This is a genomic window from Pseudomonas sp. B21-019, from assembly GCF_024749225.1.
In the GTDB taxonomy this organism is placed as follows: Bacteria; Pseudomonadota; Gammaproteobacteria; order Pseudomonadales; family Pseudomonadaceae; genus Aquipseudomonas.
Window position 1 is genome coordinate 5,433,662 of sequence record NZ_CP087193.1, and the last position, 15,101, is coordinate 5,448,762.

Sequence of the window (15,101 nt, forward strand, 5' to 3'; positions counted from 1 at the left end):
GAAGTCTAGCGTTCGAGCCAGATCAGAGAGGCAAACCTGCCGGTGCGTGGACTGCGGCGGTAAGAAAAGAAGCGAGGATCAGTCACGGTACAGAATCCGCCGCCATAAACAGCGGTAACCCCGCGAGCGGCCAGACGTAAACGCGCCAGCTCATAGATGTCGGCCATGAACTTGCCGGCATTCTGGCTCGGCACGAAGGCTTGGGCGGCTTCAGGCAATTGCTGGACGAAGGTTTCGCGCACTTCCGGGCCGACTTCAAAGGCTTGAGGGCCTATGGCCGGGCCGAGCCAGACCAGCACGTCTTCGGGCGGTACAGCCAGACTGTCGAGGGTCGCTTCCAGCACACCCGCCGCCAGCCCGCGCCAACCGGCATGGGCGGCAGCGACGCGGGTGCCGGCACGGTCGCAAAACAGCGCAGGAAGGCAGTCGGCGGTCATAGCTGTGCAAGCAATACCGGGTGTTGCCGTCCAGCTGGCGTCGGCAGTGGCTACCAGGTTTGGGTCCGCTTGGGCCACGACAATGCCGTGAACCTGTTGCAACCAGGCCGGTTGAATCGAGAAACGATCGGTGAGGCGACGGCGGTTTTCGGCGACAGCTTCAGGGCTGTCGTCGACATGATCGCCCAGGTTGAGGCTGTCGAACGGCGCCAGACTGACGCCGCCCGCACGGGTGGTAACGCAGGCTTTGACGCTGGCCGGCGCGGGCCAGTCAGGCGTCAGCCAGGTCATCCGATGAACGCCTCGCGGTCTTGCTTGAGCAGCGACAGCAACCAGACGAAGTCATCCGGCAGTGGCGATTCCCAGCTCATGCGTTTACCGGTGGTCGGATGATCCAGCTCCAGGAACCGCGCATGCAGCGCCTGACGCGGGAAATTCTTCAGGGATTCGACCATGGTCACGCTGGCGGCCGGTGGAATACGGAAACGACCGCCGTAGGCAGGATCTCCGACCAACGGGTAGTTGATGTGCGCCATGTGCACGCGAATCTGGTGCGTACGACCGGTTTCCAGCTTCACCCGCACGTGAGTGTGGGAGCGGAAACGCTCGAGCACGCGGTAGTGACTGACGGCTTGCTTGCCACCTTCCATCACCGCCATGCGCTGGCGCTGTTGGCCGTGACGACCGATCGGTGCGTTGATCTTGCCGCCGGCCGTCACCACACCGATTACGATGCACTCGTAGATCCGGCTGACGCTGCGGCTCTGCAATTGCGTGACCAGCTGTGTCTGCGCCTGAATGGTCTTGGCCACCACCATCAGACCGGTGGTGTCCTTGTCCAGGCGATGCACGATACCGGCGCGGGGCACATTGATGATGTCCGGCACGTGGTGCAGCAAGGCGTTGAGCAAGGTGCCGTCGGCGTGACCGGCGGCCGGATGCACCACCAGGCCAGCGGGCTTGTTGATCACCAGGATGTCGTCGTCTTCATAGACGATGTCCAGCTCAATGTCTTGAGCGATCCATTCGCCCTGAGCTTCCTGCTCGGCAGTCAGTTCAAGAATGGCGCCACCGTGAACGATGTCTCGCGGGCGGATAACCGCCCCATCCACAGTCAGGCGGCCGTCTTTGATCCAGGCGGAAAGGCGCGAGCGCGAGTGCTCAGCGAATAATTGTGCGGCGACTTGATCGAGGCGTTGGCCGCCCAATTCGGACGGCACCTCTGCGCGAAGTTCAATTTTATCGGACATGCTCAGACTAGGCGTCGGCACAGCCTTTGGTTTCGGCTGCGCGCTTGTGGTTAAATACGGCGTCTTTTGCCCCGAGGCTTTTCAACGGGGCACTCATCATAACAGGACGGCCCCGCCCAAGACAGCGGCCGTCATAGGGACGCAAGCCGCCATGCAAGTGAAACACCTGCTGCTGATCGCCATCCTCGCATTGACCGCTGCTTGCTCATCGAAGGAAGTCGTAGACGAAAACCTGAGCGAAGTCGAGCTGTACCAGCAGGCTCAGCACGATCTGGATAACAATAGCTACACCGCCGCCACAGCCAAGCTGAAGGCCCTGGAGTCGCGTTATCCGTTCGGTCGCTATGCCGATCAGGCTCAACTCGAGCTCATCTACGCCAACTACAAGAACTCCGAGCCTGAGGCTGCGAAGTCCGCCGCCGAGCGATTCATTCGTCTGCACCCGCAGCACCCGAACGTCGATTACGCCTACTACCTCAAGGGTCTGACCTCTTTTGACCAGGACGTCGGCCTGCTGGCGCGCTTCCTGCCACTGGACATGACCAAGCGTGACCCGGGCGCTGCCCGCGACTCCTACAACGAGTTCGCCCAGCTGACCAGCCGCTACCCGAACAGCCGCTACGCGCCGGACGCCAAGCAGCGCATGATTTACCTGCGTAACCTGCTGGCGGCCTATGAAATCCACGTTGCCGACTACTACCTGACCCGTCAGGCCTACGTTGCCGCCGCCAACCGTGGCCGTTATGTAGTGGAAAACTTCCAGGAAACCCCATCGGTCGGTGACGGCCTGGCGGTGATGACCGAAGCCTACCAGCGCCTGCACCTGGACGAACTGGCTGCGACCAGCCTCGAAACCCTGAAACTCAACTACCCGAACCACCCAAGCCTGGTGGACGGTCAGTTTGTGCCGAGGGTAGCCGAAGCCGACAACCGTTCGTGGCTGAGCAAGGCCACCCTGGGCCTGATCGAATCCCGTCCGCCACTGCCGCCGGGCGAAACCCGCGCCAACCAGGACGTGCAGAAGCAGTTCCAGGATGCCAAGGACGCGATTCCGAACGAGCTCAAGCCTAAAGATGAAAACGGCGATGTGATCGAAGAACCGGAACCCGAGTCCAGCAACACCGACCGTTCCTGGTTCAGTCACATGACCTTCGGCCTGTTCGACTGACGCGGGGATGTTGTACCGGGAAGGCGCCTTTCGAGGCGCCTTTTTTATTGCCGGACTTTAGGGTGAGCGTATTGCGCTGTGCGCTTGACCCGTCCTTGGCTAAACTGCCAATTCATTAATCAAAAAGCAGCTCACCATGCTTCGTCTATTGTTCTGGATCGCCCTGATTGCCGCTGCCGTATGGTTCTGGCGCAAGTTCAAGGGCCCGACGTCGGTCGCCAATATGCCGCGCGAGCAAGATGCTCCGCCCATGGTTCGCTGTGCTCATTGCGGCGTACACCTGCCCCGCGACCGCGCGTTGAAACTCGAACAACAGTGGTATTGCAGCCAGGCTCACCTTGAGCAAGGCCCGGGCTCCAGTGATCGCTGAGACGCCCAGCCCAGGCAACAAACAGGCCCAGCGACTGCTGCGCCTCTATCACCTCTACCGCTTAAGCGTCGGCATCACCCTGGTGCTGTTGATCTCCAGCAACATGGACAACCAGTTGCTGAAGTTCGCCAATGACGACCTGCTGCGCAACGGCAGCTGGTTGTACCTGGTGCTGAATATCCTGCTGGTGGTCTTTCTGGGGAACACCCGGCGCCCCGCGCAGCTGTTCGGCCTGGCGCTGGTCGATGTCCTGCTGCTGTGCGGCCTGTTCTATGCCGCAGGCGGCATGGCCAGTGCCATCGGCAATTTGCTGATCGTCTCAGTGGCCATCAGCAATACCTTGCTGCGCGGGCGTTTCGGTCTGCTGATCGCAGCGGTCGGTGCCCTTGGCATTGTGGGTTTGAGCTTCATCCTGAGCTTCAACCACCCCGCCAGCCCCAGCGATTACCTGCAAATCGGCACCCTCGGCGCCCTGTGTTTTGCCGCGGCGCTGCTGGTGCAGGGCTTGACCCGACGATTGGAGGTCAGCGAAACCCTGGCCGAACAGCGGGCCAGTGAAGTGCTCGGTCTCGAAGCCCTCAACGCACTGATCCTGCAACGCATGCGCACGGGCATTCTGGTGCTCGACAACCAGCGGCGGGTGCAACTGGCCAATCACAGCGCCTTGACCTTGCTGGGGCAGGAAAAACTGGACGGCCAGTTGATCGACGATTACTCGACACCGTTGGTCGAGCGGCTCCAACTGTGGCTCAACAATCCAACGTTGCGCCCGCAAAGCCTGCAGATCGCCAGCAACGGCCTGGAGCTGCAACCAAGCTTCATTGCCCTGGACCAAAGCCCGCACCACCAGACGCTGGTTTTTCTCGAAGACCTCGCCCAAATCGCCCAACAGGCCCAACAACTGAAACTCGCGGCCTTAGGTCGCCTGACCGCCGGGATTGCCCATGAGATCCGCAATCCACTGGGCGCCATTAGTCATGCCGCGCAGTTACTGCAGGAATCCGAGGAACTGAACGGCGCGGACCGGCGTCTGACGCAGATTATTCAAGACCAATCTCAGCGCATGAATCGGGTAATCGAAAACGTCCTGCAATTGTCCCGTCGCCAGCAAACCGTGCCGCAACGGCTCGATTTGAAGCCGTGGCTGGAGCATTTCGTCGCCGAAACCCGCGAAGGCTCGAAAGAACATCAGCAGATTCACCTGCGCATCGGTTCGGGAGACTTCAAAACCCTGATGGATCCGGATCAGCTGACCCAGATTCTCGATAACCTGTTGCGCAATGCCTGGCGCCATAGCGCCCTCAAGCATGATCGGGCGCAGGCCTGGCTCGAGTTGTTTGTCGACCCGGACAGCCAGTTGCCGACCCTGGAAGTCCTGGACGATGGCCCCGGCGTTGCACCGGACCAGCGTACTCACCTGTTCGAACCGTTCTTCACCACCAGCAGCCAGGGTACTGGCCTGGGGCTTTATCTGTCCCGTGAGCTGTGCGAAAGCAATCAAGCCCGCCTAGACTTCAAATCACGCCAAGGCGGCGGCTGCTTTCGCATCACCTTTGCTCACGGACGGAAACAAAGTTGAACACGAGCCCACGGCAAAAAATCCTCATCGTCGACGACGAGCCGGATATCCGCGAACTCCTGGAAATCACCCTGGGACGGATGAAACTCGACACCTTCAGCGCACGCAACCTCGCAGAAGCGCAGGCGCTACTGGCTCGGGATACGTTCGACCTGTGCCTGACCGACATGCGCCTGCCTGACGGCACCGGTCTGGCGCTGGTGCAGCACATCCAGCAGCGCTATGCACAAGTGCCGGTGGCGATGATCACCGCCTACGGCAGCCTGGAGACAGCAATAAATGCCCTCAAGGCCGGCGCCTTCGACTTCCTGACCAAACCGGTCGACCTCACCCGCCTGCGCGAACTGGTCATCAGCGCCCTGAGCTTGCCAGCGCCAGGCGGCACCAGCAGCGGCATCGACCGTCGACTGCTGGGCGACTCGCTGCCAATGCGCAACCTGCGCAAACAAATCGACAAACTGGCCCGCAGCCAGGCTCCGGTGTACATCAGTGGCGAGTCCGGCAGCGGCAAGGAACTGGTCGCTCGACTGATCCACGACCAAGGCCCGCGCGCCAGCCGACCGTTCGTCCCGGTGAACTGTGGGGCAATCCCGTCAGAACTGATGGAAAGCGAGTTTTTCGGCCATCGCAAAGGCAGTTTCAGCGGCGCCATCGAAGACAAGCCCGGGCTGTTCCAGGCCGCCCATGGCGGTACATTGTTCCTCGACGAAGTGGCTGACCTGCCGCTGGCAATGCAGGTCAAACTGCTGCGGGCGATTCAGGAGAAAGCCGTTCGCAGCATCGGTGGCCAGCAGGAAACCGTGGTCGATGTGCGCATCCTCTGCGCCACACACAAAGACCTCGACGCCGAAGTCGCCGCCGAACGCTTTCGCCAGGACCTGTACTACCGCCTGAACGTGATCGAGCTGCGAGTACCGTCCTTGCGCGAACGCCGCGACGACATTGAGCTTCTGGCCAACAATATGCTCAAGCGACTGGCGGCCAGCACTGGCCAACCCCCAGCAAAACTCCACCCGCAAGCCCTCGAAGCGCTGAAAAACTATCGCTTTCCTGGAAACGTGCGGGAATTGGAGAACATGCTCGAGCGGGCTCACACCTTGTGCGAGAACAAACAGATCGAAGCCAGCGACCTGCGCCTGGCTGAAGGCAACTGCAACCCGGACGGCGGCGTGCCGGACCTGACACAGATCGATAATCTGGAAGCCTATCTGGAAAACGTCGAACGCAAACTCATCCTCCAGGCCCTGGAAGAAACCCGCTGGAACCGCACGGCGGCGGCCCAGCGATTGAATCTGTCGTTTCGGTCGATGCGTTACAGGCTGAAGAAATTGGGGCTGGATTGAACCGTTAACAGCTCTTCTGTCAGATTCGTCCGGCTGGCGCATACGGCGCAGGGTCGATAATCGGCGCCCGCCCCAGCATCACATCGGCAAACAACTGACACGACGCCGGCGCCAGCACCAGCCCGTTACGGTAATGCCCGCAATTGAGCCAGAGCCCGTCATATCCCGGCACCCGACCGATATAGGGGATTCCTTCAGGCGACCCGGGCCGTAACCCCGCCCAATGCCCCACCACCTCGGCATCCGCCAATGCCGGAATCAATTCCACCGCCGATGCCTTCAGGCTTTCCAGCGCGGTGTCGGTTGGCGTCTTGTCGAAGCCCTCATGCTCCAGCGTACTGCCGATCAGGATGTGCCCGTCGCGCCGGGGAATGGCATAACGCCCCTTGGCCAGGACCATGCTCGGAAGGAAGTCCGCTGCGCACTTGTAGAGAATCATCTGTCCCTTGACCGGTTCGACCGGCAGCTCCAGGCCCAGCTTTTTCAGCAAGTCACCGCTCCAGGCCCCCGCCGTCAAAACCACCTCATCACCCCGAATGGCCCCCATCGAGGTTTGTACCCCGACCACCGCAGAACCTTCCCGGATAAATTCGCTGACCTCGCATTGTTCATGGATCGTCACGTTCGGCAACGCCAGCAAGGCGGCCTTGAGGGACTTCACCAGCCGTGGATTACGCACATTGGCCACATCGGCCATGTAGATCGCCCGCGAAAAACCGTCGCCCAATACCGGCACTGCATCGTGGGCCGCAGAGATATCCACAGCCCGCAGCGGACGGTTCTCCCGTTTGGCCCAGGCGAGTGCTTCGGCTTCGTCATCCAGGTCCAGCCAATACAACCCGGTGGTGTGCACTTCAGGATCGACACCGGTGGCAGCGAACAAACGCTGGGCCAGTTGTGGATAAAAATCCTGGGACCAATGAGCCAGTGCAGTGACCGCCGGGCTGTAGCGCCATGGGTAGAGCGGCGAAACGATCCCGCCACCGGCCCAGGAAGACTCCTGACCGACGTTCGAGCGGTCCAGCAGCACCACGCTCTGCACTTCGGACGCGAGATTGAACGCCGTCAGCAGGCCAATCACCCCGCCACCGACAATCACCACTTGCTGTTCACTGCTCATGTTCTGATCCAACCGTTCAATAGACAGAGGGCGCAAAAGGCGCCCGAAAAAGGAACTCAGCGACCCCAGCAATCCTTGGTGGCCAGGCCGGACGCGGCATTGACCATGCTCCTGACACCGGTATTGGTGAGAGTGAAATCACCGCACTTGTCGCTGGCCATGGTCGAACCGGCCTTGCGTGTTGCCGTCAGCAGGAAGGTCTGATCGGTCAGGGTCGGGGTGATGGTGTAGAAATCATTGCCAGCGCTGAGGCCAGTGGCATTGGTGTAGACATTATTCTTCGAATAGAAACGCTCGAGGATCTGCGCCTGCTCGGAAAGCAACCCGGCGACTTCAGTACGGCGGCCCTTTTTTACGTACTCGGTGAGGCTCGGATAGCCAATGGTGATGACGATCCCGATGATCGCAATCACGATCATGATTTCGATCAGGGTAAAACCTCGGTTGGATCTGCGCATGCCTCAACTCTCACTTACTGTATTTGTCGCCACATGATGCGACGGCCGCTGCCGCCACCGGATTTTTCCACCAGAGTGGTCACGCCACCACCGGAGTCGTTCACAATCTTGCGGGTTGCGTCATTGACGACCGCGTTCAGGGTCGGGATACCACCGGTGAAGATCACCCCGCTGGAAATCGTGTCGTTGCTGTCGACCACCCCGTCGGCATTGGTGTCGAGTACCGCGTAATTGAGCATCTTACCGCTGAACGCATCGAGTTCGACCAGTTTGCCGGTACCGAAGCTGGCACAGGGGTCCACGGTATCCACGCTGAGCGTGGTAAAAACTATTCGCCCCGATACCAGGCTGGCCTGATAGATCACCCGCTCCCCCGTCAGCACGTTGTTGTACACCAGGGGCAAGTACCAGCCTTTCTTGGCCGGGTAGGTCACCTCGTTCTGGCTGGTGGTGATGAATTGCCCGGTGCTGCCCGAAAACACGCCGGTCACCGCCTGCGCCTGCAAACTGGAAACGGTGATTTGTCCTGCGCCCCCCTCGGCATCCCATACCGCGTAGAACGCCTGCAGATCCTTGTTGGTCTTGTCGGCAACCTCATTGAATTTGCCGGTGCCGAAAAACACCTCCTTGCCGCCCAACACGTGATCCGCCAGCAACGGTTGCGCGGTAATCGGCTGGGTCGCGCCACCTGCAGTGGTGAACAACGGCTTGCCGGAAAACGCCACGCCCCAGGTGTCAGGGGTGGTGCCACTCAAATCGAACTTCCACAACCGCCCTTTCAGGTCGCCCCCATAGGCAGCCTGCACCACATTCTGCGAGTTGACCCTGAGCTTCACCGACGACAGGCCGTTGGTGGTTTCGGTACTGTCGACCACGATTTTCTTAATCAGCGAGCCGTCGCGAATATCCACCACATACAACGCCGCCACCCCGGAGTTGCTGCCATAGCCATTGGAGATAAACGCAGCCCAGCGCCCATCAGCCAAGCGTGCCACTTCTGGACGTGCATAGGCATAACCCAGATCATTGAAAATGTTCGCTGTACTGGCCGTGGCCGGTGCGCTGACTTCCCACAGTGCCTTAGTCTCGTTACCAGCCGATGCGTCGAACAATTGCAGCGCATAAAAGGTTCTGCCGCCCGCCCCCGTTCCGCCAATCGCCAGGGTTTTCCAGGCGCTGTTGAGCTGGGCATCGAACACGCCGACCTGGCCATCGACCAGAAACTTGTGGCTCACACCGTTGATGTAAGTGGGATCAGCGATGTCGTTCAACGATGGCAGCACGCTGGAGGGCATGTAGGCATAACGCCTGACACCGTTGGCCGAGTTGATGATGTTTACAAAACCGTCGTTGGCATTCACCACCAGGCTGGCATTCATGTTGGCGGCTTTGGTGGTCAGGTAAGTGCTGTAGCTGGTGTCTGCCACCAGATCGGACGCGGTTTTGTCCGTAGGTGAGGCCAGCACGAGTGGCGAATTGATGATGTCACCGAGCAATACACTGCGAACTTTCAGCCCGGTTTTGTTGATGCCCTTGCTCCACTCCACCAGATCGTTGCCGTTGATGCCAGTGGGCAGTCCCTGGTTGAGGGCTGTCTGCTGCGCCGCAGAGAAATTGCTGTAAGCCAGGGTGACCGCCGCGTTGGTTTGCGTGTTCCAGGACTGGTAGGTCGGTGCAGTGGCGCCGGGCACGATGGTGGTGTCGGTCGTCCACAGCGCAGCGGCGGTGTTAACCGCGCCCGCCGACGTGAAGCCGAAGGACTTGATCGTACCCCGCCAGTCCTTGGGATCGTAGCTGGTCTGGAAATAGCTCGAGTTGCTGGTCAGGGTCGTGCCGCTGGCCACACCACTGCCACCTGAGCCGGCCTTGGAAGTGATGTCGCTCAGGGCAGCAGTCAGTGCATTGTTAAGTCCCGCACTGTCGCTCGCCTGGTAGTACTTGCCCTGCCCATAGGTCGCGGCATCCGCCAACATCTGGTTTGCAGCGGTGAAACCCACGGTATAGGTGTTCATGTACTGCCTGGGAAAATCCAGGGCGTTCCAACTTTTGCCAGTGGCATCGGTTCCCGTGGAGCGCATGTCGATGTCGAAGGCGAACTTGGCAATGTCATCCAGGTACAGGGTGTCGCCCTCATCATCGCCTGAGGGGTCGGCACCATCGTTACTGCTGATCCCGTCCCAGTTCGGTAACCGGCTGCCACCCAGCGGATCGTCGGTCGGAAAGGTTCGATCGTAGGTCGGCAGACCATCGCTGATCACCACCCCGTAGTTTTTCTGGCAACGGTACTGAATCGGACTGGTATAGGTGGCGGGCGTCGAGTTGTTGTACGGCGCCATGCCACGGAAATAACGAGTGATCTCGTAATAGGCTTCCGCCAGCGGCGTATTGGCTTGCGCACTCAGCTCGTCGATCCCGGCGATCAGTGAGGTGTAATTGGTATCGGCTTGAGCCTGAGTCACAGTGCCGCTGACCGCCGACAAATCGCTGATCGAGCGGGCGATGTAACCACCGTCATTCTTATGGTTGCCGACCGCCAGGTTGAATGTCGACAGGCCGATGCGTAGCGAACGGTTGTTGGCCACCAACGTCTTGGAAACGTTGCGCGCCACGTTCATCCGGTAATCGTTGGGGATCGAGCCGTCGGTGAAGTCCCGGTCAGTGTTGTTGGCCAGGCTGATCAGGTAGGACAAATAATTCGCCGTATACCGCGTGTCCTCGCTTCCCACCGGATCGGGAAGCTTCAGGCAAAGCGAATCCAGACCGAGAAGGCTGTTTTTATAAAAACCGTACCATCCGGCCTTCGAGCATGTTCCATGATTCAAACTCGACAAGGCGATATTGTTATCGGTCATGTCCAGGTCGCGGCCTTTGTTGCACGAACCATTGGAGAGGCAAATCGTCACCGGGGTGCGTACGACCGTCGGGTCGAAGCCGGCCGCCCAGATAATGTTGTTCATACTCCCCGAGTCATCGAGCAGCAGCATCACATTGGGAGGCACGGCGGCGGCGCTCAACAGCGGCGAATCCGAGGGCATGAAGGCGTAGGTCGGCGCGGCCAGATAAAGGCTCGAGGCCGCGCCGCAGAACAGCTGCAGTAACCAACGGCGCCAGCCTGTGCGGGTCTCAGTACTTCGCATAAATACTCTCCACCACACTGCGCGAGCTGCCCGCGATGCCTACGGCGGTCACTCGGTAAAGTGTTGCCGACGTGTTGCTCGCCACGTTCACGGCAGTCAGGGTAGTGCCGATGTTCTGCACTCCGTAAAAGCCGCTACCGGAAGCGATCCAGGTCACCCCCGAGGTGGAGTTGAACCCGGCGGCGGTGATGACCGACGCCTCGGCCGGCGGCGCGCATTGGCTGGTGCCACTGCAGACCGGCAATGAGTAGGAGTTCAGTTGCACCGCGCTTTCACCAACCCGCAACGCCGCTTCCGCGCCCTGGAACGACTGGTTGCGCAGGATCACGCTGCTGGTCATTTTCTCCTGCAACGTGGCGCTCTGCATCGACGAGAGACCGATCAACGTCAGCACCAGGAGAAACACCAGGCTGACCAACAGCGCCATGCCGCGCTGGGCGTGAGATGTCATGGGTGCACGACTCATCGGCCCTCCCCTCATTGCAACCGGTTGCGCAAGGCGGCAACTACGTTGAAGGTTTGATTGCGGACCCGGTTGTTCGGGTCGGTGAGGGTCAGCGTCAGCCGCACACTGCGGATTCGCGCCGGATCGGACGGATTGCTGCTATAGCTGGAGGCGGCTGTATCCGTAGCTGAGCTGGCGAGCCCGAAGCTCACGCCAAAAGCACTGACGTTATTGATGAGCACCGCCTGAGTCGGCGTGCCGGTGCCGGTGCCCATCAGCAGTTGGTTGTTGCTGAAGCTGTAGATCAGCCGCCTGATCGGAAACGCCAACTGCCCCGATGCCGGCGTGCGTAAACCGGTGTAGGCCGTCGCGGTATTTCGACAGTCGGAAACCACCGTCCAGGTCGGCACTCCGCCACTGCCGCCGACATCTGCGGTGACCAGCGTCAATTTGAGGTTGGCATTATCCCAACTGATCGGCGTGAGCAGGCTTGCATTGAAATCCCCCGCCGAGCTGGCGTCGGTAATCGTACCCAGACAACCGAACATGCCGACCATGCGAATTTCCTGAATCATCTTGCTCAGGACGAACCGTGCATCTTCCTGCATGCCGGCGGCAGTGCTCTGGCTGACGTAGGTGTTTTTGGCCGCGATGAAAATCTGCGCCACGCCCAGGATCACGATCAAGCTCAATGCCAGGGCTATCAGCAATTCGATCAGGCCGAAACCTCTGCTGGTTCTGTTCATGGTGTCGTCGCCGGATCAACGGTGGCGCGGCTGGTGAGGACGAAACTGCGGCGCGAATCGGCGATATTGGCGGCCCGGGAGTCGTCCCAGGTAATGGTGATGGTGTACACCCGCTGGTTGCGGACGATGCTGCCGGTGGCCGTGGCGCCGCCGAAATTGATGATATTGGTAGTGAAGTCGTAGAGGTCCTGATCCCGGGCCACGCTCAGGTTGCCCGAGGTCGGTGGCGTGACGGTGTAATCGGCGCCGGAGTTGGCGCGGATGCGGTCCATCATGTCGTAGGCGATAAAACTCGCCTGACTGGTCATCCGCGAGCTGTCGGTGTACTTCAGCGCATTGAGCTGAATCGCCGCCGCGCCCAACAGACCCACAGCCAGCACCAACAACGCGACCAATACCTCGATCAGCGTCATGCCCTCCTGTGCACGCTTGCTCCAACCCCTCATCCGCAACTTCCACCCAATAGAATTCGTCCGTTCAAACACACATTCAGCGTCCTGCTTTGCGCCCCCAGCACATAACTGATCACCACCGCCGTGGACGGCGCCGCCAAACCGCCGAGATTGTTGAAATCAATCGCGGTCACTCCTGAGGTTAGCGTCAGAGTTGCTCCGCTGCTCATCGCTGGAACAACCCGCAATACATTGGCCGGATTGCCAGTACCGTCATAAACGCTCAGCTCGCCGGTCCAGACACTGCCGCCGGCCGTCGGGCGAACCCGAGTGGTGAGGCCCCGATCAATCGCCTCAAGCCGTGCGTAATTGAGTGCCCGTTGCAAATCGCCGACCTCGGTGTCGGCCTTGTTGCTTTGCACCGAGCGGGTGAACGCCGGAACGGCCAGGGTAATCAGGATCAGAAACACCGCGAGCGTGACCAGCAGCTCGATCAGCGTGAAACCTTTTGTACGATGATCCATCAGTGCCCTCCGTTGCCGTCGGCTATACCTGCTTCTACACGCTAGAACATTCGACCGACAGATGTACGGTTGTTTTGCCATTACTCGCGCAAGGATCGCGCGGGCCGCAGCACTCCATGGAGGGAGATGACATGCATCAGCAAGGTTTCAACCTGATCGGACTGCTCATGGGACTGACAATTGTCGGGATTGTTCTGCACCTGGTCAGCCCGGCATTTGCAGCCCTGACAGAATCAAACCATCGGGAGCAAGCGGCGCAGTCAATTGTCAGTGGTATACGCACAGCCAGAACGGCTGCCATCACCCGCAATCAGAGCGTGGTGATTCACGCTATCAACGGCGACTGGAGCCAAGGCTGGCGGATCATTCTGGATATCAGCGGCAAAGGCCCGGAAGACAACAGCAATCCGCTGCTGGTTGAGCACATGAGTAGCACTCGGGTGCCGATTGTCGGCAATTGGCCGGTCAGGCGCTTCGTGCGTTTCAGCAGTCTGGGCCAACCGCTGATGCCCGAACGGGCATTTCAGGCAGGGACGCTACATATTTGTTCGGCTCGCGAGCCGGTCAGCCAGCTCCAGGTGGTGCTGGCGGCGAGCGGTCGAGTGCGCCTGGCCAACCATAAGGCTGAGCAGGCGCTGTGTCGAAAGGCGAAAAGTATTACAGCAGCGAACGCACGCGCAGCTCTTTAGGCATGGAGAAGGTGATGTTCTCCTCGCGACCGGCCAGTTCATCGGCCCCCGTGGCACCCCAGGCCTGCAATTGCTGGATCACGCCACGTACCAGCACTTCCGGAGCGGAGGCACCGGCCGTGATGCCAATACGCTCGACACCGTCGAACCAGCTCTTTTGCAGGTCTTCGGCACCGTCGATCAGATAGGCCGGGGTGGCCATGCGTTCGGCCAGTTCACGCAGACGATTGGAGTTGGAGCTGTTCGGGCTGCCAACCACCAGCACCACGTCGCACTCGTCCGCCAGTTGCTTGACAGCGTCCTGACGGTTTTGCGTGGCGTAGCAGATGTCGTCCTTGCGCGGACCGCCGATCGCCGGGAAACGTGTACGCAGGGCGTCGATCACGCGACTGGTGTCGTCCATGGACAGGGTGGTCTGGGTAACGAAGGCCAGCTTTTCAGGGTTGTTCACCTGCAACTCGGCGACATCTTTCTCGTCTTCGACCAGATAGATCGCGCCACCATTGCTGCCATCGTACTGGCCCATGGTGCCTTCGACTTCAGGATGGCCAGCATGGCCGATAAGGATGCATTCACGGCCGTCACGACTGTAACGCGCGACTTCGATGTGCACCTTGGTCACCAGCGGGCAGGTCGCGTCGAACACCTTCAGGCCACGACCTGTGGCTTCGGTACGCACGGCCTGGGAAACGCCGTGGGCGCTGAAGATCACGATCACGTCGTCCGGCACCTGATCCAGTTCCTCGACGAAGATCGCCCCACGGGCACGCAGGTCTTCGACGACGAATTTGTTATGGACCACTTCGTGGCGCACATAGATCGGCGGCCCGAAGACTTCCAGGGCGCGGTTGACGATTTCGATCGCCCGGTCCACACCGGCGCAGAAGCCACGGGGGTTGGCGAGTTTGATTTGCATGCTGTGCCTCGTGTCTTGCGCGCAAGAAATAGCGAAAACAGTGAAAAACCTGTGGGAGCGAGCCTGCTGTGGCTCGCTCCCACAACTTTACAGCGCTTTGACGTTGATGATCTCGACGTCAAAGGTCAAGGTCTTACCGGCGAGCGGGTGGTTGAAGTCGATGGTCACTTGCGCGTCATCGAATTCCTTCACCACGCCTGGCAGCTCGGTATTGGCCGCATCATTGAAGATCACCAGCAATCCTGGCGACAGTTCCATGTCCTGGAACTGCGAGCGCGGGATGATCTGCACGTTTTGCGGGTTAGGCTGGCCAAAAGCGTTTTCCGGCTCGATGGCCAGGCTGCGCTTGTCGCCGGCCTTGAAGCCGAACAGCGCGGCCTCGAAGCCTGGCAACAGGTTGCCGTCGCCGACCTTGAAGGTCGCCGGGGCTTTATCGAACGTGCTGTCGACGGTGTCGCCGTTCTCCAGGCGCAATGCAAAGTGCAAGGTGACTTCCGTGTTCTGGCCGATACGCTGTTCAGCCAATA

General features: G+C 60.2%; 16 protein-coding genes. 5 read left to right on the forward strand and 11 right to left on the reverse strand.

The genetic code is table 11. The features are described from left to right. Positions 1-5: 5 nt before the first annotated feature. Entirely contained in the window at positions 6-728 is a 723-nt protein-coding gene (pgeF, locus tag LOY36_RS24365; protein ID WP_019650975.1) for a peptidoglycan editing factor PgeF, read from the reverse strand. Further along, positions 725-1,687, reverse strand: coding sequence for a 23S rRNA pseudouridine(1911/1915/1917) synthase RluD (gene rluD / locus LOY36_RS24370; protein ID WP_007901932.1), 963 nt, complete (start codon positions 1,685-1,687; stop codon positions 725-727). The genes pgeF and rluD overlap by 4 nt, the downstream gene beginning before the upstream one ends. A 151-nt stretch (positions 1,688-1,838) precedes the next feature. Between rluD and LOY36_RS24375 the strand changes: the two genes are divergently transcribed. The 4 genes from LOY36_RS24375 (at position 1,839) to LOY36_RS24390 (ending at position 6,147) form a co-directional block, all read left to right on the forward strand. Beyond that, positions 1,839-2,855: an outer membrane protein assembly factor BamD gene (locus tag LOY36_RS24375; protein WP_258671192.1), complete on the forward strand. Its 1,017-nt coding sequence runs from the start codon at positions 1,839-1,841 to the stop codon at positions 2,853-2,855. A gap of 136 nt (positions 2,856-2,991) precedes the next feature. Continuing rightward, entirely contained in the window at positions 2,992-3,225 is a 234-nt protein-coding gene (locus LOY36_RS24380) for a PP0621 family protein (RefSeq protein WP_007938406.1), read from the forward strand. Next, entirely contained in the window at positions 3,215-4,804 is a 1,590-nt protein-coding gene (locus tag LOY36_RS24385) for a PAS domain-containing sensor histidine kinase (protein ID WP_258671193.1), read from the forward strand. Before LOY36_RS24380 ends, LOY36_RS24385 begins: the two co-directional genes overlap by 11 nt. Further along, complete coding sequence (locus tag LOY36_RS24390) at positions 4,801-6,147, forward strand: sigma-54 dependent transcriptional regulator (RefSeq protein WP_019650972.1); 1,347 nt, start codon at positions 4,801-4,803, stop codon at positions 6,145-6,147. Before LOY36_RS24385 ends, LOY36_RS24390 begins: the two co-directional genes overlap by 4 nt. A 19-nt stretch (positions 6,148-6,166) precedes the next feature. On the opposite strand, the gene thiO is transcribed toward LOY36_RS24390, so the two are convergent. Genes thiO through LOY36_RS24425 form a run of 7 tightly spaced genes read right to left on the reverse strand, consistent with a single transcriptional unit; the run spans position 6,167 to position 12,969 of the window. Further along, positions 6,167-7,267 carry a glycine oxidase ThiO gene (gene thiO, locus LOY36_RS24395; protein ID WP_258671194.1) on the reverse strand — a complete coding sequence of 367 codons (1,101 nt, stop codon included), beginning with the start codon at positions 7,265-7,267 and terminating at the stop codon, positions 6,167-6,169. A gap of 56 nt (positions 7,268-7,323) precedes the next feature. Then, the gene (locus LOY36_RS24400; RefSeq protein ID WP_019581258.1) at positions 7,324-7,725 is read right to left on the reverse strand and encodes a type IV pilin protein; all 402 of its coding nucleotides are present in this window, start codon (positions 7,723-7,725) and stop codon (positions 7,324-7,326) included. A 14-nt stretch (positions 7,726-7,739) separates the two neighbouring features. Continuing rightward, positions 7,740-10,862, reverse strand: a complete 3,123-nt coding sequence (locus tag LOY36_RS24405) for a pilus assembly protein (protein ID WP_258671195.1) — start codon at positions 10,860-10,862, stop codon at positions 7,740-7,742. Continuing rightward, on the reverse strand, positions 10,849-11,328 hold the full coding sequence (locus LOY36_RS24410) for a PilX N-terminal domain-containing pilus assembly protein (RefSeq protein ID WP_258671196.1): 480 nt from the start codon (positions 11,326-11,328) through the stop codon (positions 10,849-10,851). Before LOY36_RS24410 ends, LOY36_RS24405 begins: the two co-directional genes overlap by 14 nt. Before the next feature lie 11 nt (positions 11,329-11,339). Then, a complete protein-coding gene (locus LOY36_RS24415) occupies positions 11,340-12,053 on the reverse strand; it encodes a PilW family protein (protein WP_019650968.1) in 714 nt (237 codons plus the stop codon). Further along, positions 12,050-12,499: a type IV pilus modification protein PilV gene (pilV, locus tag LOY36_RS24420; RefSeq protein WP_026346003.1), complete on the reverse strand. Its 450-nt coding sequence runs from the start codon at positions 12,497-12,499 to the stop codon at positions 12,050-12,052. The genes LOY36_RS24415 and pilV overlap by 4 nt, the downstream gene beginning before the upstream one ends. Beyond that, positions 12,496-12,969, reverse strand: a complete 474-nt coding sequence (locus LOY36_RS24425) for a GspH/FimT family pseudopilin (RefSeq protein WP_064620450.1) — start codon at positions 12,967-12,969, stop codon at positions 12,496-12,498. Before LOY36_RS24425 ends, pilV begins: the two co-directional genes overlap by 4 nt. Before the next feature lie 131 nt (positions 12,970-13,100). Here LOY36_RS24425 and LOY36_RS24430 point away from each other — a divergent pair, with 131 nt between their 5' ends. After that, positions 13,101-13,658 carry a GspH/FimT family pseudopilin gene (locus LOY36_RS24430; RefSeq protein WP_258674216.1) on the forward strand — a complete coding sequence of 186 codons (558 nt, stop codon included), beginning with the start codon at positions 13,101-13,103 and terminating at the stop codon, positions 13,656-13,658. Here the strand turns inward: LOY36_RS24430 and ispH are convergent. Both ispH and fkpB read right to left on the reverse strand, forming a co-directional pair. Further along, positions 13,627-14,574, reverse strand: coding sequence for a 4-hydroxy-3-methylbut-2-enyl diphosphate reductase (ispH, locus tag LOY36_RS24435; protein WP_018925888.1), 948 nt, complete (start codon positions 14,572-14,574; stop codon positions 13,627-13,629). The two genes, LOY36_RS24430 and ispH, sit on opposite strands and share 32 nt — an antisense overlap. A gap of 87 nt (positions 14,575-14,661) precedes the next feature. Then, positions 14,662-15,099 (reverse strand): FKBP-type peptidyl-prolyl cis-trans isomerase, encoded by a 438-nt coding sequence (fkpB, locus tag LOY36_RS24440; RefSeq protein ID WP_258674217.1) that lies wholly within the window; start codon positions 15,097-15,099, stop codon positions 14,662-14,664. Positions 15,100-15,101: the final 2 nt, after the last annotated feature.

Excerpts from the sequence above, each read along its gene's own strand:
- ispH (WP_018925888.1), bottom strand. The coding sequence starts at position 14,574 with ATGCAAATCAAACTCGCCAACCCCCGTGGCTTCTGCGCCGGTGTGGAC.
- LOY36_RS24405 (WP_258671195.1), bottom strand. The coding sequence starts at position 10,862 with ATGCGAAGTACTGAGACCCGCACAGGCTGGCGCCGTTGGTTACTGCAG.
- LOY36_RS24430 (WP_258674216.1), top strand. The coding sequence starts at position 13,101 with ATGCATCAGCAAGGTTTCAACCTGATCGGACTGCTCATGGGACTGACA.
- thiO (WP_258671194.1), bottom strand. The coding sequence starts at position 7,267 with ATGAGCAGTGAACAGCAAGTGGTGATTGTCGGTGGCGGGGTGATTGGC.
- LOY36_RS24375 (WP_258671192.1), top strand. The coding sequence starts at position 1,839 with ATGCAAGTGAAACACCTGCTGCTGATCGCCATCCTCGCATTGACCGCT.
- LOY36_RS24400 (WP_019581258.1), bottom strand. The coding sequence starts at position 7,725 with ATGCGCAGATCCAACCGAGGTTTTACCCTGATCGAAATCATGATCGTG.
- LOY36_RS24410 (WP_258671196.1), bottom strand. The coding sequence starts at position 11,328 with ATGAGTCGTGCACCCATGACATCTCACGCCCAGCGCGGCATGGCGCTG.
- LOY36_RS24425 (WP_064620450.1), bottom strand. The coding sequence starts at position 12,969 with ATGGATCATCGTACAAAAGGTTTCACGCTGATCGAGCTGCTGGTCACG.
- LOY36_RS24380 (WP_007938406.1), top strand. The coding sequence starts at position 2,992 with ATGCTTCGTCTATTGTTCTGGATCGCCCTGATTGCCGCTGCCGTATGG.
- LOY36_RS24415 (WP_019650968.1), bottom strand. The coding sequence starts at position 12,053 with ATGAACAGAACCAGCAGAGGTTTCGGCCTGATCGAATTGCTGATAGCC.
- pgeF (WP_019650975.1), bottom strand. The coding sequence starts at position 728 with ATGACCTGGCTGACGCCTGACTGGCCCGCGCCGGCCAGCGTCAAAGCC.
- pilV (WP_026346003.1), bottom strand. The coding sequence starts at position 12,499 with ATGAGGGGTTGGAGCAAGCGTGCACAGGAGGGCATGACGCTGATCGAG.
- rluD (WP_007901932.1), bottom strand. The coding sequence starts at position 1,687 with ATGTCCGATAAAATTGAACTTCGCGCAGAGGTGCCGTCCGAATTGGGC.